The sequence below is a fragment of the Stenotrophomonas sp. GL_111 genome, assembly GCF_057835245.1.
In genome coordinates this window covers 1,215,910-1,230,310 of record NZ_CM174421.1, presented here as the reverse complement: position 1 = coordinate 1,230,310, position 14,401 = coordinate 1,215,910, and the positions used below count along the sequence as shown (strand labels likewise).

Genomic DNA, 14,401 nt, shown 5'->3' with positions numbered 1-14,401 from the left:
TAGCCGGGGTGTCCACAGATCAATGCTCGCGCAGGTGGCGCGGGCGGAAGCCCATGGCCGCCAGGGCCACCAGATAGGTCAGGCCACCGCCGCCGACCAGCAGCGCCAGGTTGCCGATGCGGTGCCACTTGTCCATGCCGGTGAAGTCCGGCATCTGGTAGAGCAGGCCCAGCAGCACCGCCACCATGGCCAGACAGGCCAGGCCCAACCGGGTCACATACCCGCCCCAACCGGGCTTGCGCTGGTAGACATCGGTCTTGCCCAGCCAGTACCAAAGCAGGCCAAGGTTCAGGTAACTGGACAGCGCACTGGCAATGCCCAGCGCCAGGTGTAGGCCCGGCTGCTTGCCCAGCGCCACCCACACACCCTGCGCCTTGAGCGCCTCGGGCACCATCACGTGGTACAGCACCGCCAGCAGAATGAAATTGAACACCATGTTGGCCACCAGCGCGGCGATACCGGCGCGGACCGGGGTCTTGGTGTCCTGGCGCGCGTAGAAGGCCGGCAGCACCACCTTGAGCAGCGCAAAGGCCGGCAGGCCGAAGCTCAGGCCGTACACCGACAGCGCGGTCATGCGGGTGTCGAAGGCGGTGAACTGGCGGTACTGGAACAGCGTGGCGATCAGCGGCTCGGCCAGCAGCAGCAGGCCCAGCATCGCCGGCACCGCGATCAGCAGCGTGGTGCGCAGGCCCCAGTCCAGCGCGCTGGAGAAGCCGGCCTTGTCGGTGCTGACGTGGTGGCGGGCCAGCGCCGGCAGGATCACCGTGCCCAGCGCCACCCCGAACACGCCCAGCGGCAGTTCCAGGAAACGGTCGGCCAGCGACAGCCAGGACTGCGAGCCGTCGGTCAGCTTGGCCGCGATCACCGTATCGAGCAGCAGGTTGATCTGCGCCACCGAGGAACCAAACAGGGTCGGCACCATCAGGGTCAGCACCTTGCGCACGCCGGGGTGCTTCCAGCCCCAGCGCGGCAGGGTCAGCAGGTTGATGCCCTTCAGCGAGGGCAGCTGGAACAGCAGCTGCAGCAGGCCGGCGGCCAGCACCGCCCAGCCCAGGGCCAGGATCTGCTTCTCCGGCGTGCCCCCCAGCTGCGGCGCCAGCCACAGGGCGCCGGCGATCATGCACAGGTTGAGGATGACCGGGGTCAGCGCGGGCATCGCGAAGCGCTGGAAGCTGTTCAGCGCCCCGCCTGCCAGCGCGGTGAGGGAAACGAACAGCAGGAACGGGAAGGTCAGCCGGAACAGGTCCACCAGCAGGCCGTGCTTGGCCGGGTCGGTGTCCACGCCGCTGGAGAACAGCGTGGCCAGCTGCGGGGCGAAGATCAGCGCCAGCGCGGTGACGACCAGCAGCACCCCACCCAGGGTGCCGGCCACGCGCGCCATCAGCTCGCGCAGTTCGGCATGCGGGCGGGTTTCCTTCACCTCCGTGAACACCGGCACGAAGGCGGTGGCGAAGGAGCCCTCGGCGAACAGCCGGCGCAGGAAGTTGGGCACCCGGAAGGCCACCCAGAAGGCGTCGGTCACCGCATTGGTGCCGAACGTGGTGGTGATGACCTGGTCGCGGACCAGCCCCAGCACCCGTGAAATCATGGTCATGCTGCTGAAAGACAGCAGCCCGCGCAACATCCTTGGTGAACTCACCCGTGTTCCCTCTTGACAATTGACTTGACGTACATTTTTCGAGCCATCATACTTTCCAGCTTGCTGTTCCCATTACACCGATTTTTCAGGAAACCACCACTGTGGCCAATATCAAGTCCGCCAAGAAGCGCGCCAAGCAGACCGTCGTGCGCAACGCGCGCAATACGGCTCAGCGTTCGATGCTGCGCACCGCTGTCAAGAAGGTGATCAAGGCTCTGGATGCCAATGACGCCGCCGGCGCCGAGGCAGCCTTCGCTGTTGCTCAGCCGATCCTCGACCGTTTCAGCTCGCGTGGTCTGATCCACAAGAACAAGGCTGCTCGCCATAAGAGCCGCCTGACCGCGCGCATCAAGGCCATCAAGGCCGCCTGATACGGCGCTGCGGCAGTTGTAGAGCCACGCCATGCGTGGCTTCGACCCCGCTGCAGAAAAAGACCCGGCTCCGGCCGGGTTTTTTGTTGGGCCGCATTCCTGACGAGCTGCCTGCGATGATGCACCACAGAAAAACCCGGCCGAAGCCGGGTTTCTCAGGGGCGCGACGATGCGCTCAGTACGCATCGCGCGCTTGCGCCTCGTCTTCCTTCTGGCGATCGAAGAACGCCATGATGTTGGTCATGATCGGCCAGGTGCCTTCACGGCCCAGGGCCGAGACCAGGTACCACGGCTGGGTCCAGCCCAGCTCGGCGATGATCTTCTCGGCGGCGGCCTTGGCCTCGTCCTCGAACATCAGGTCGGCCTTGTTCAGCACCAGCCAGCGCGGCTTGTTCAGCAGCTCCGGATCATGCTTCTCCAGCTCGCGCTCGATCGCACGCACCTGCTCGATCGGCGAAACACCTTCCACGCCGCCTTCCATCGGGGAGATATCCACGAGGTGCAGCAGCAGACGGGTGCGCTGCAGGTGGCGCAGGAACTGCGCACCCAGGCCGGCACCGTCGGCGGCACCTTCGATCAGGCCGGGAATGTCGGCGATCACGAAGCTGCGGTAATTCTCGACGCGCACCACACCCAGGTTCGGGTACAGCGTGGTGAACGGGTAATCGGCCACCTTCGGGGTGGCTGCGGACACGGCACGGATCAAGGTGCTCTTGCCGGCGTTCGGGAAGCCCAGCAGGCCGACGTCGGCCAGCAGCTTCAGCTCCAGCTTGAGCAGGCGCTCTTCACCCTCTTCGCCCGGCAGCGCCTGGCGCGGCGAGCGGTTGGTGGAGCTCTTGAAGTGCATGTTGCCCAGGCCGCCGCGGCCGCCCTTGGCCACCAGCAGACGGTCGTCGTGCTGGGTGAGGTCGCCGATCACTTCATCGGTGGCCACGTTCATGACCACGGTGCCGACCGGCACGGTGATGACCAGGTCTTCGCCACCCTTGCCATAGGCCTGCCGGCCCATGCCGTTCTCGCCACGCTGCGCCTTGAAGATGCGCTCATGGCGGAAGTCGACCAGGGTGTTCAGGTTGGCATCGGCACGGATCCACACGTTGCCGCCATTGCCACCATCGCCACCGTCCGGGCCGCCCAGCGGAATGAACTTCTCGCGACGGAAACCGACGCAGCCGTTGCCGCCATTGCCGGCGGTGACCTGGATTTCTGCTTCGTCTACAAGTTTCATGATTCTGGTTGCCAACTGGAGGCGGCGGGCAGCACATGCACCCGACCGCAGAGTCTAACGCCCCCGGTACGATCCAGGGGCGGCGGCGGGAAACGTCCCGCCCTATTGATTTGATACCAACGAAAAACCCCGCCGAAGCGGGGCTTTCGTCAGCGACCCCACGCCGTGGCGTGGGCGCCTGCGCATCGCGAAGATCAGGCTTCGGCGACGACGCTGACGGTACGACGCTTCTTCGGGCCCTTCACCGAGAACTCCACCTTGCCGTCGACGAGCGCGAACAGGGTGTGGTCACGGCCGAGGCCGACGCCGGTACCCGGGTGGAACTGGGTGCCGCGCTGACGCACGATGATGTTGCCGGCATCGATGGCCTGGCCACCGAAGATCTTGACGCCGAGGTACTTCGGGTTGGAGTCGCGACCGTTGCGCGATGAGCCTACGCCCTTTTTATGTGCCATGACTGCTTCTCCTGATTACTTGCTGCCACCGGCGATGCCGGTGATCTCGATTTCGGTGTAGTACTGACGGTGACCCTGACGCTTCATGTGGTGCTTACGGCGACGGAACTTGATGATCCGGACCTTGTCGGCACGACCCTGGGACAGGACCTTGGCAGTGACCGTAGCGCCGCTCAGAGCGTCGCCCAGCTTGATGCCATCGCTGTCACCCAGCATCAGGATGTTGTCGAACTTGATCTCGTTGCCAACTTCGACTTCGAGCTTTTCAATGCGGAGCGTTTCGCCCTGCGCCACGCGGTATTGCTTACCGCCGGTTACCAGTACTGCGTACATGACCAGACTTCCTCTGTAGTTATTGTGGTCTATGGACTGCTGCCATCGAGGGCAGACAGAAGCGGGATTTTAATGACTGGGGGTGGGTCGGGTCAAGTCACCCCCTGGCCGGGACGCCCTGGAGCTGAATCCTGTTCAGGTAACGCCCCGGCAGGTCTCAGGCGGTGAGACACGGGGCTGGCAAAGTCGCCGATTGCCCCCAAATCCCAAGCTCGGTAGGCTGACCGATTGCCGTCTCCGCTTGCCCCACCTGCTTGCCGGCCCTCCGGGCCAGAGCCTTACAACGGATCCCCCATGGCGATGGATTTCATCCGCATCCGCGGCGCGCGGACGCACAACCTCAAGAACATCGATCTCGACCTGCCCCGCGACAAGCTCATTGTCATCACCGGCCTGTCCGGTTCGGGCAAGTCCTCGCTGGCCTTCGACACCATCTATGCGGAGGGTCAGCGCCGCTACGTGGAATCGCTGTCGGCGTACGCCCGGCAGTTCCTGAGCGTGATGGAAAAGCCGGACCTGGACCATATCGAAGGCCTGTCCCCGGCGATCTCGATCGAGCAGAAGTCGACCTCGCACAACCCGCGTTCGACCGTGGGCACCATCACAGAGATCTACGACTACCTGCGCCTGCTGTACGCCCGCGTCGGCAGCCCGCGCTGCCCCGACCACGGCTACCCGCTGGAGGCGCAGACGGTCAGCCAGATGGTCGACCACGTGCTTACCCTGGACCCGGAACAGCGCTACATGCTGCTGGCGCCGGTGATCCGCGAACGCAAGGGCGAGCATGCCCAGGTGTTCGACCAGCTGCGTGCGCAGGGTTTCGTGCGCGTGCGCGTCGACGGCGTGCTGCATGAAATCGATGCGGTGCCGCCGCTGGCGCTGCGCCAGAAGCACACCATCGAAGCGGTGATCGACCGTTTCCGCCCGCGCGAAGACATCAAGCAGCGCCTGGCCGAGAGCTTCGAAACCGCACTGAAGCTGGGCGACGGCATGGTCTCGGTGCAGTCGCTGGACGTGGCCGATGCGCCCGCGCACCTGTTCTCGTCCAAGTACAGCTGCCCGGTCTGCGACTACTCGCTGCCCGAGCTGGAACCGCGCCTGTTCTCGTTCAACTCGCCGGTCGGCGCCTGCCCGGGCTGCGACGGGCTGGGCATGGCCGAGTTCTTCGATCCCTCGCGCGTGGTGGTGCACCCGGAGCTGTCGCTGTCGGCCGGCGCGGTGCGCGGCTGGGACCGTCGCAATGCCTATTATTTCCAGCTGATCGCCTCGCTGGCCAAACACTACAAGTTCGACGTGGACGCGGTCTGGCAGAGCCTGCCCGACGACGTGCGCCAGGCCGTGCTGTACGGCAGTGGCGAGGAAGCGATCACCTTCACCTACTTCACCGAGGCCGGTGGCCGCACCCAGCGCAAGCACCGCTTCGAAGGCATCATTCCGAACCTGGAACGCCGCTACAAGGAAACCGAATCGGCGGCGGTGCGCGAAGAACTGGCCAAGTACATCAGTGAACGCAACTGCCCGGAGTGCCACGGCCAGCGCCTGAACAAGGCCGCACGCAACGTGTTCGTGGCCGACCGCGCGCTGCCGGAACTGGTGGTGCTGCCGATCGACGAAGCACTGAAGTTCTTCAGCAGCATGACCCTGCCCGGTTGGCGTGGCGAGATCGCCGGCAAGATCGTCAAGGAGATCGGCGAGCGGCTGGGCTTCCTGGTCGATGTGGGCTTGGATTACCTCACCCTGGAGCGCAAGGCCGACACGCTGTCCGGTGGCGAAGCCCAGCGCATCCGCCTGGCCTCGCAGATCGGCGCGGGCCTGGTCGGGGTGATGTACGTGCTCGATGAGCCGTCCATCGGCCTGCACCAGCGCGACAACGAGCGCCTGCTCGGCACCCTCACCCGCCTGCGCGACCTGGGCAACACGGTGATCGTGGTCGAGCATGACGAAGACGCGATCCGGCTGGCCGACTACGTGTTGGACATCGGTCCGGGTGCGGGCGTGCACGGCGGCGAAATCGTCGGCCAGGGCACCCTGCAGGACATCCTCGATGCACCGCGCTCGCTGACCGGCCAGTACCTGTCGGGCAAGCGCGCCATCGAGATTCCGGCGCGCCGGCACAAGCCGAACCCGAAGATGACCCTGCACCTGCGCGGGGCCAGCGGCAACAACCTCAAGGGCGTGGACCTGGACATTCCGTCGGGCCTGCTGACCTGCATCACCGGTGTGTCCGGTTCGGGCAAGTCGACGCTGATCAACGACACCCTGTTCTCGCTGGCCGCCAACGAGATCAACGGTTCCTCGCACCCGATCGCCCCGTACAAGGAGGTCCAGGGCCTGGACCTGTTCGACAAGGTGGTGGACATCGACCAGTCGCCGATCGGCCGGACCCCGCGTTCGAACCCGGCCACCTATACCGGCCTGTTCACCCCGCTGCGCGAGCTGTATGCACAGGTGCCCGAATCGCGTGCACGCGGCTATTCGCCGGGGCGTTTCAGCTTCAACGTGCGCGGTGGCCGCTGCGAGGCCTGCCAGGGCGATGGCCTGATCAAGGTGGAGATGCACTTCCTGCCGGACGTGTACGTGCCCTGCGATGTCTGCCACGGCAAGCGTTACAACCGCGAAACGCTGGAGATTCTGTACAAGGGCTACAACATCAACGACGTGCTGCAGATGACCGTCGAAGATGCCCTGAAGCTGTTCGAGCCGGTGCCGAGCATCGCGCGCAAGCTGGAAACGCTGGTCGACGTGGGCCTGAGCTACATCAAGCTGGGCCAGAGCGCGACCACGCTGTCCGGCGGTGAAGCGCAGCGCGTGAAGCTGTCCAAGGAACTGTCGCGCCGCGATACCGGCCGCACCCTGTACATCCTCGACGAACCGACCACCGGCCTGCATTTCCACGACATCGAAGCGCTGCTCGGCGTGCTGCATAAGCTGCGCGACGAAGGCAACACGGTAGTGGTGATCGAGCACAACCTGGACGTGATCAAGACCGCGGACTGGATCGTGGACCTGGGCCCGGAAGGCGGCCATCGCGGTGGCACCATCCTCGTCACCGGCACCCCGGAAGACGTGGCCGCATGCCCGACCTCCTACACCGGCCAGTTCCTGGCGCGGATGCTGCCCTCCACCAGCGCGCGCCCGGAGCAGCCGGCCGCGGTGGCCAACAAGCCCGATGCGCGCCCGCCGCGCAAGGTGAAGCCGGAGAAGCCGGCCAAGAAGGCGGCGGCCGCCAAGAGCACCGGCAAGGCCAGCAAGACCAGCAGTACCGCTGCCAAGAAGAAGAAGGACGTTTGATGAGCACCGACCACAAGATCCTCGCCCGCGTTCCGATCAGCGTGCGCTGGCGCGACATGGACAGCATGGGCCACGTCAACAACGCCAAGTACATTTCCTACCTGGAAGAGGCGCGCGTGCGCTGGATGCTGGGCGTGGAAGGCGTCTCGATGGCTGACCGCATCGCACCGGTGGTGGCCGCCACCAACGTCAATTACCGCCTGCCGATCGTGTGGCCCAACGACATCGTGGTGGAGCTGTTCGTCGAGCGGCTGGGCAACAGCAGCGTGACCATCGGCCACCGCATCGTCGACCAGCAGGACGACAGCCGCCTGTATTCGGACGGCAACGTGGTGGTGGTGTGGATGGACACCCAGACCGGCAAGAGCGCGCCGCTGCCGGACGCGATCCGCAGCGCGTTCGAGCTGAGCGCCGCGGGATGTTGAAGGCAGAATAGGCCGCCCATAAGGCGGCCTTTTTTGATCGCCGGCAAGGACAGACTGGAATCCGATGGAGCCAGCTCACAAACAGCCTCTGTGGGATCAACAGTTGCCTAGGGCGCGCGCCAATCGCACCTAAATGCCCCTCCGATTACTGCCAATGGCATACAAGCCTCTGACATGCCATGCTTCTGAGGAATCCATTTTCTCAAGTGTGTGCTGAGCAACTCAATGACGGAGAGACAATGAAGTCCCCACTAAACCTGATCAAGCTCACACTGATTTCGGCCGTTGCAGTAGCATTGCCCATGTCCTGCTACGCGGATGAAATTCAATACATACACACCGACGCACTGGGATCGATAGTTGCAATTTCCGATGAGTCGGGAAAAGTGGTTTCTCGCAGAGCGTATGAACCCTACGGGGGCGCTACGGACTCTTCCAACGGCCCCGGGTATGCTGGACACGTGCACGATATGGAGACCGGGCTTTCCTACATGCAGCAACGCTACTACGATCCGGATATTGGGCGATTTCTTTCCGTCGACCCGGTAGGCCCCAGCGCATCCGGCACCGCGCTTTTCAATCGTTATTACTACGCGGGAAACAATCCATACCGTTACTACGATCCAGATGGCCGGTGTACAGGATCAAGGATAACAAATGCAGATAATACGTGCGCTTCATCGGGCGAGTTCACAACGCAGGCCAAGTCGGCCACATCAGTTGGCGCGCGGTCCGTCTCCTCTGTATTCGCACACTCATCTGTATCGTCACCTGACGCTGGCGCCTCTCCAAGTGCAAGCGCAATGCCACAGCAGACTACATCTGCGGCGCGGCGTTTCCTGCGCTCGTCGGCAGGTGGAGCGGTCGGACGAGAAGCTGCCCGCAGTCGACAGAAAATTAACTTGATACAGACTTTGCCTGAATCAGGATTCCTTCCCTCATTTTCTGGTGGATTTGATCCATCGCAGGGCGGGAACTATGTTTCCTACAGCCTCGATGTTGCTGCCTACAAGCGCGGACTGGGAAACCCTGCCGAACTGCGGGGTGCAGGATTGGATACCCTGCTCGCCCATGAGATCGGACACACACCACTCGGTGCTGCTGCACTGGGATACGGCCATCGCCCATTCGACTCATCAGATGCTGGTGAAATCAATGCGGTCAAATACCTGGAAAATCCATACAGGCAGGAAATTGGATTGCCTGCGCGTCAAAGCTACAGCGGCATCCCTATCCCTTGAGTAGATCCTCTTATGTTCAGAGCAATCTTGATAGCGCTGACACTGGCCCCCTCCCAACCTTCCGACCGGATGCCTGCCAGTGCCTTTACGCCTCCGTTCGATATTGTCCTGGACCGTGGGCCGGCGGGACGGTTTGCGTCAGGAGGCTGCATGGAGCTTTCGATGCGACTTGACGCCAGTGGACTCGCTCGTCAAACGAGAATTATCAGATCTTCTAGGTACTACCCTATTGATCGCGCCGTGCTGAATGAGTTGAAGAGCTACCGCTTCAACGCCGTCGACCTGCCTCAAGACAAGGCATGGCGGGTGTTTTTCAGCTGGTCTGTGGACGGGCGAGAAACGAGGCTGTTCAACGAATGCGTGGCCCTGGGGTAGCACCGCCCCGCTCACGGGAGGGTGCTGCGCACCTGCAACACGCCATCCACCATGCGCCCGTCGTCCAGGCGCAGCCGCAGCGGCAACTGCGCGCCTTCCTTCAACGCCACCTCCGGCCGCATCAGCATCAGGTGCAGCCCACCGGGCTTGAGCTGTACCGACGCACCGGCGGCAATCGGCAAGCGCTCCACCGCGCGCATCCGGCTGACACCCTCCACCAGCGTGGTTTCGTGCAACGAGACATCGCCGAAGGCCTTGCTGACCGCGCCCACCAGGGTGACCGCAGTGCGGCAGTCGTTGCGGATCACCGCATAGCCGGCCGCCATCGGCGTGGCCCCGGGCGGCAACCGCAGCCAGCCCTCGCGCAGGCTCACGCACTCCGGCTCAGCGGCCAGCGCCGATGCTGCGGGCGCACACAGCGCCAACAATACGCACACGAATGGTTTGGTTATCATCGTCTCAGATTCCTGCCCGCAACGAGATCGCAGCATGACGACGCTTATCGAGGTGATCAACCATGGCCCCATCCGCGAACTGCGGCTGGCCCGCCCGCCGGTCAACGCGCTGGATACCGAGCTGTGCCGTCACCTGATCCATGCCATCAACCAGGCCATGACCGAGGACGTGCACGGCATCGTGCTGTCCGGCAGCGAGCGCATCTTCAGCGCCGGCATGGACGTGCCGCACCTGTTGAGCCATGGCGATGACCAGCACAAGCTGCTGGACAGCTGGCAGGCCTTCTTCGGCGCGGTGCGCACCCTGGCCGAATGCCGGGTGCCGGTGGTGGCCGCACTGACCGGGCATGCCCCGGCCGGCGGCTGCGTGTTGGCCCTGTGCTGCGACTACCGGATCCTGGCGCGCAGCCCGGACCCGACCCAGCCCACCGTGATCGGCCTGAATGAAGTGCAGGTCGGGCTGGTCGCGCCTGAAGGCATCCAGCGCCTGATGCGGCGCGTGGTCGGGCATCACCGGGCGACCCAGTTGCTGGTCGGCGGGGAAATGGTACCGGCCGAACGGGCCCTGGAGATCGGCCTGGTGGACGAACTGGCCGACGCCGCGCAGGTGGTGCCGCAGGCCGTGGCCTGGCTGACGCGCCTGCTCAAGCTGCCGCGCCAGCCAATGCTGCTGACCCGGGCGATCGCCCGCGCCGACCTGCACGACGCCCTGCACCCGGACCTGATCCAGCTCGACCGCTTCATCGAGGCCTGGTACGCCCCGGATGCCCAGCAGGCGCTGCACACGCTGGTAGCCAGGCTGGGCAAGGGCTGACCGCCGACCGGGTAGTGCCGGCCGCTGGCCGGCAACCCGGCACCCGCCGATCACGCGCTGCATGGTTGCGCGCACATGCCTGGAACGAGCCCCCTGAGTCAGGGGGCGGCCGCGAAGCGGCGGGGGTTTGGAGGGCAATGAGAAGGGGCCCGCGGTTTGCGCAGCGAACCGTGGGGCGGCAGCGCGAATGTGCTGCCGTCATGCGGCCAGCGGCCGGCACTACCTTATAATTCGGGTCCTCCCCCTGCCGGTTGCTTCCCTTGTCCGACACGCACGAACCCGTTGTCTCCGAGCTGATCGATCTGCTCACGCTCGAGCGCCTGGAGGACAACCTGTTCCGGGGCCAGAGCCGCGACATCGGCACCAAGTACGTGTTCGGTGGGCAGGTGCTCGGCCAGGCGCTGTCGGCCGCGCAGGCCACGGTCGAGAACGGCCGCCACGTGCATTCGCTGCACGCCTATTTCCTGCGCGCCGGCAACATCGACCACCCCATCGTCTACGACGTGGACCGCACCCGCGATGGCGGCAGTTTTTCGGTGCGCCGGGTCACGGCGATCCAGCATGGCAAAGTCATTTTCTTCTGCGCGGCCTCCTTCCAGCAGGCCGAAAGCGGCGCCGAGCACCAGCACAAGATGCCGGAAGTGCCGCAGCCCGAAGACATCGAACCGAACCGCCCGCTGCCGCAGGAAGTGCTGGAGCGGCTGCCGATCAAGGTGCAGCGCTGGCTCTCGCGCGGCGGTCCGTTCGAGTTCCGCCACGTGTACCCGCGCGATGAACTCAACCCGCCCAAGCGCCCGCCGTACCACCAGGTCTGGCTGCGTCTGAACGAGCGCGTCGGCGATGCCCCGGAGCTGCACCAGGCGCTGCTGGCCTACGCCTCGGATTTCCATCTGCTGGGCACCGCCACCTTCCCGCACGGCATCAGCTACTACCAGCCGCACGTGCAGATGGCCTCGCTCGACCACGCCATCTGGTTCCACCGCCCGTTCCGCGCCGATGACTGGCTGCTGTACTCGCTGGACAGCCCCAGCGCGCAGGACTCGCGCGGGTTGGCGCGTGGCCAGTTCTTCACCCGCGACGGCGTGCTGGTGGCCAGCACCGCGCAGGAAGGCTTGATCCGTGTGGTAGACGACAGTGCCGCGGCCGCCGCCGTACCGGCCAAGGACTGACATGAGACAGATATTCAACAGCCAGCGCGTGGAAACCGTGGAAGGTGTGGCCAAGCTGCTGCGTGATGCCGGCATCGAGGTGCGCATCACCAACGGGCGTTCGTACCACAGCAAGCGCGGCAGCCAGTTCAGCTATCTGGACACCAGCAAGGCCACCACCCATCCCACCTTGTGGGTGGTGCATGCCAACGACCAGCCGCGTGCGCGCGAGATCCTGCGCGATGCGCGCCTGCTGGAAACCACCCGGCGCGACCACCCCACCGCCGAGTTCGCCTTCCGCGACGAGGTCGCCCAGATCGCCCCGGCCCGCAACTGGGCCTGGCGGATCCGGATCGGGCTGCTGCTGGTGATCGCCGCGGTGGCGATGGTGGTGGTGCTGCGCCACCGCAGCGCCCCGGACGCTGTGCCGGCTCCGGCCGTGCAGCCCGCTGCGCCGCCGGCGAGCCCGGCCAAGGACGCGCCGAAGCCGGAGGAAGAAGAAATCCGGGTACGCATCCAGCCGGCCACGTAACCTGCCCACCCGGGCGCGGCATGCGCCCGGTCACATCCGGCCACGGCCAACGTCATACTCCGATTACCCCCAGGGAAGGACACCATGACGCCGCACCCGCTGACCGCCACGCTGGAACGCGACCTGCCTGCCGCCGCGGACGGCTGCACGCACTCCTACGGCCGCATCGTGCTGGCCTGCCAGAACACCGTCACCGCGATCGCACTGGCGATCACCCGCGATGTGCAGGCCAGCGAGGACATCGCGCAGGAGGCCTTCATCAAGGCCTGGCAGCAGCTCAACCAGCTGCACAACCACGCCAGTTTCCTGCCGTGGCTGCGCCAGATCACCCGCAATCTGGCGCGCGACTGGCTGCGCGCCAACCGTGGCCGGCCGCTGTCTGGCGAAGCCGCCGAGATCGCCATCAGCATGGCCGCCGATCCCAGCCCCAGCGCGCCGGAGCACTGGCAGCGGGTGGAGGAAGAGCTGGCGGCCGAAGAGATCATCTCGGCCCTGCCCGAGGACAGCCGCGAGACCCTGCTGCTGTTCTACCGCGAGGGCCAGAGCTCACAGCAGGTGGCCACCCTGCTCGGCCTCAGCGATGCGGCGGTACGCAAGCGGCTGTCGCGTGCACGCGGCTGCGTACGCGAGGAGATGCTGCGCCGCTTCGGTGAGTTCGCCCGCAGCAGTGCACCCAGCGCCGCGTTCGCCACCACCATCGCGTCGGTGCTGATGGTGGCCGCGCCCGGTACCGCCAGTGCCGCCATCCTGCTCGGCACCGGGCTGGGTACCAGCAAGCTCGGCCTCGGCGGCGCTTCGATCTCCGGCGGCACCGCCCTGGGCTCGCTCAGCGCCGCCCTCAGCCAGACCCAGACCCTGGGCCATATATTCAGCTGGGGTGCGGTGGCTGCTGGGCTGATGGGCGGCATGCTCGGCAGCTACCTGGGCGGCCGCTACCTGCTGTCGTATGCGGAAAACGCCACCGAACGGGAACACGTGCGCCAGTTCGTCCAGCTCAGCACCATCACCGCGATGGTGATGTGTCTGTCCGTGTTGATGCTGAGCGTATTGCAGGCGCCGGTCTGGTTGCTGCTGTCGGCGATGGCACTGGGCATGGGCGCGGTCAACTACCAGTGCCTGGTACCGCTGCAGCGGGTGATGGCGCCGATGCTGGCGCGCGACGCGGCACGGCACGGCCGCAACGGGCCAAACTGGAAGTACCAGCTGATGTACGGGCGCAGCGCGATCATCGCCGTCACCATCGGTGTTGCCGCTACGGTGCTGTACAGCCTGCAGCACAGCGGCCGGCTCTGAACGCATGAAGGCGCCGGTCGATGACCGGCGCCTCGTCACACACACCGCTTCGGTAGCGGCTTACTTCGCGGCCGGGGCCTTCTGCGGCATCGGCGGCTTGCCGCCACGGTGCTCACCGCGCGGGCCACCGAACGGGCCCTTGGCGGCATCGAACTCGGCCTTGCTGATCTGGCCGTCCTTGTTGGTGTCGGCCGCAGCGAACCAGGCATCGCGATGCTGCTTCATGCGCAGCTCGCGGTCGGCCTTGTCCAGATAGCCATCCTTGTTCACATCCATCTGGTCGAAGCGCGCGGCCAGGCGCGGGTTGGCCTTGGCTTCTTCACGGCTGATGCGGCCATCCTTGTTGGTATCCAGCTTGGCCATCCAGTCGCCCCGGCCACCCGGGCCACGACCGTGGCGCTTGCCGTGCCAGCGCGGCAGTTCCTCGCGGGACAGCTTGCCATCCTTGTTGACGTCGAGGGTGTCGAACTTCTCGGCCAGGCGCGGGGCCCTGGCCGCTTCACTGCGGTCGATGAAGCCGTCACCGTTGGTATCCAGCTTGGCGCGGGCCGGCTTGTCAGCAGGCGTCGGGGCATCGGCGGCGATGGCCAGGCCGGCAACGCCGGTGGACAGCAACAGGGCCAGCAGCAGAAGGGATTTGCGGTTGCGCATGGGTCACTCCGGTTTCTTGGGGGATCTGCGTGCGGTGCGTCGGCACCCACAGCGATAACAACGCCCGGGCGGCGGCGGCGTTGACAGCCCTGCCGGCCATGTTCATCCGGCGGACAGTCGCGCCGGCTGCGACGCCCCGGCGCTATGCTG

Annotated in this window: 15 protein-coding genes; 9 read left to right on the top strand and 6 right to left on the bottom strand. The window is 65.5% G+C overall.

Annotated elements, in window-relative coordinates:
• Positions 1-19 precede the first annotated feature (19 nt).
• Positions 20-1,624: a murein biosynthesis integral membrane protein MurJ gene (gene murJ, locus AC3IPM_RS05590; protein ID WP_489302964.1), complete on the bottom strand. Its 1,605-nt coding sequence runs from the start codon at positions 1,622-1,624 to the stop codon at positions 20-22.
• Positions 1,625-1,740: 116 nt separating this feature from the next.
• On the opposite strand from murJ, the gene rpsT reads away from it, so the two are divergent.
• Complete coding sequence (gene rpsT, locus AC3IPM_RS05585; RefSeq protein ID WP_019184515.1) at positions 1,741-2,010, top strand: 30S ribosomal protein S20; 270 nt, start codon at positions 1,741-1,743, stop codon at positions 2,008-2,010.
• 175 nt (positions 2,011-2,185) lie between these two features.
• Here rpsT and obgE read toward each other — a convergent pair whose 3' ends face one another.
• The 3 genes from obgE to rplU form a co-directional block, all read right to left on the bottom strand.
• Positions 2,186-3,238, bottom strand: coding sequence for a GTPase ObgE (gene obgE, locus AC3IPM_RS05580; RefSeq protein ID WP_489302963.1), 1,053 nt, complete (start codon positions 3,236-3,238; stop codon positions 2,186-2,188).
• 194 nt (positions 3,239-3,432) lie between these two features.
• On the bottom strand, positions 3,433-3,693 hold the full coding sequence (rpmA, locus tag AC3IPM_RS05575; protein WP_019184517.1) for a 50S ribosomal protein L27: 261 nt from the start codon (positions 3,691-3,693) through the stop codon (positions 3,433-3,435).
• A gap of 15 nt (positions 3,694-3,708) precedes the next feature.
• Complete coding sequence (gene rplU, locus AC3IPM_RS05570) at positions 3,709-4,026, bottom strand: 50S ribosomal protein L21 (protein WP_489302962.1); 318 nt, start codon at positions 4,024-4,026, stop codon at positions 3,709-3,711.
• 294 nt (positions 4,027-4,320) lie between these two features.
• Here rplU and uvrA point away from each other — a divergent pair, with 294 nt between their 5' ends.
• From uvrA to AC3IPM_RS05550, 4 genes are all read left to right on the top strand, one after another.
• Positions 4,321-7,317: an excinuclease ABC subunit UvrA gene (gene uvrA / locus AC3IPM_RS05565; protein WP_489302961.1), complete on the top strand. Its 2,997-nt coding sequence runs from the start codon at positions 4,321-4,323 to the stop codon at positions 7,315-7,317.
• Entirely contained in the window at positions 7,317-7,742 is a 426-nt protein-coding gene (locus tag AC3IPM_RS05560) for an acyl-CoA thioesterase (RefSeq protein ID WP_489302960.1), read from the top strand. The genes uvrA and AC3IPM_RS05560 overlap by 1 nt, the downstream gene beginning before the upstream one ends.
• Positions 7,743-7,981: 239 nt before the next feature.
• Complete coding sequence (locus AC3IPM_RS05555; protein ID WP_489302958.1) at positions 7,982-8,983, top strand: RHS repeat domain-containing protein; 1,002 nt, start codon at positions 7,982-7,984, stop codon at positions 8,981-8,983.
• Between the two features lie 150 nt (positions 8,984-9,133).
• Complete coding sequence (locus AC3IPM_RS05550; protein WP_489302957.1) at positions 9,134-9,358, top strand: energy transducer TonB; 225 nt, start codon at positions 9,134-9,136, stop codon at positions 9,356-9,358.
• 11 nt (positions 9,359-9,369) lie between these two features.
• Here AC3IPM_RS05550 and AC3IPM_RS05545 read toward each other — a convergent pair whose 3' ends face one another.
• A complete protein-coding gene (locus tag AC3IPM_RS05545; RefSeq protein ID WP_489302956.1) occupies positions 9,370-9,813 on the bottom strand; it encodes a copper chaperone PCu(A)C in 444 nt (147 codons plus the stop codon).
• 34 nt (positions 9,814-9,847) lie between these two features.
• Here AC3IPM_RS05545 and AC3IPM_RS05540 point away from each other — a divergent pair, with 34 nt between their 5' ends.
• The 4 genes from AC3IPM_RS05540 (at position 9,848) to AC3IPM_RS05525 (ending at position 13,600) form a co-directional block, all read left to right on the top strand.
• Positions 9,848-10,627 (top strand): enoyl-CoA hydratase/isomerase family protein, encoded by a 780-nt coding sequence (locus AC3IPM_RS05540; protein WP_489302955.1) that lies wholly within the window; start codon positions 9,848-9,850, stop codon positions 10,625-10,627.
• Between the two features lie 260 nt (positions 10,628-10,887).
• Positions 10,888-11,796: an acyl-CoA thioesterase II gene (gene tesB, locus AC3IPM_RS05535; protein ID WP_489302954.1), complete on the top strand. Its 909-nt coding sequence runs from the start codon at positions 10,888-10,890 to the stop codon at positions 11,794-11,796.
• Position 11,797: 1 nt separating this feature from the next.
• The gene (locus AC3IPM_RS05530; protein WP_489302953.1) at positions 11,798-12,307 is read left to right on the top strand and encodes a putative signal transducing protein; all 510 of its coding nucleotides are present in this window, start codon (positions 11,798-11,800) and stop codon (positions 12,305-12,307) included.
• A gap of 84 nt (positions 12,308-12,391) precedes the next feature.
• Entirely contained in the window at positions 12,392-13,600 is a 1,209-nt protein-coding gene (locus AC3IPM_RS05525) for an RNA polymerase sigma factor (RefSeq protein WP_489302952.1), read from the top strand.
• Between the two features lie 60 nt (positions 13,601-13,660).
• Here the strand turns inward: AC3IPM_RS05525 and AC3IPM_RS05520 are convergent, their stop codons facing one another.
• Complete coding sequence (locus AC3IPM_RS05520) at positions 13,661-14,251, bottom strand: EF-hand domain-containing protein (protein WP_489302951.1); 591 nt, start codon at positions 14,249-14,251, stop codon at positions 13,661-13,663.
• Positions 14,252-14,401: the final 150 nt, after the last annotated feature.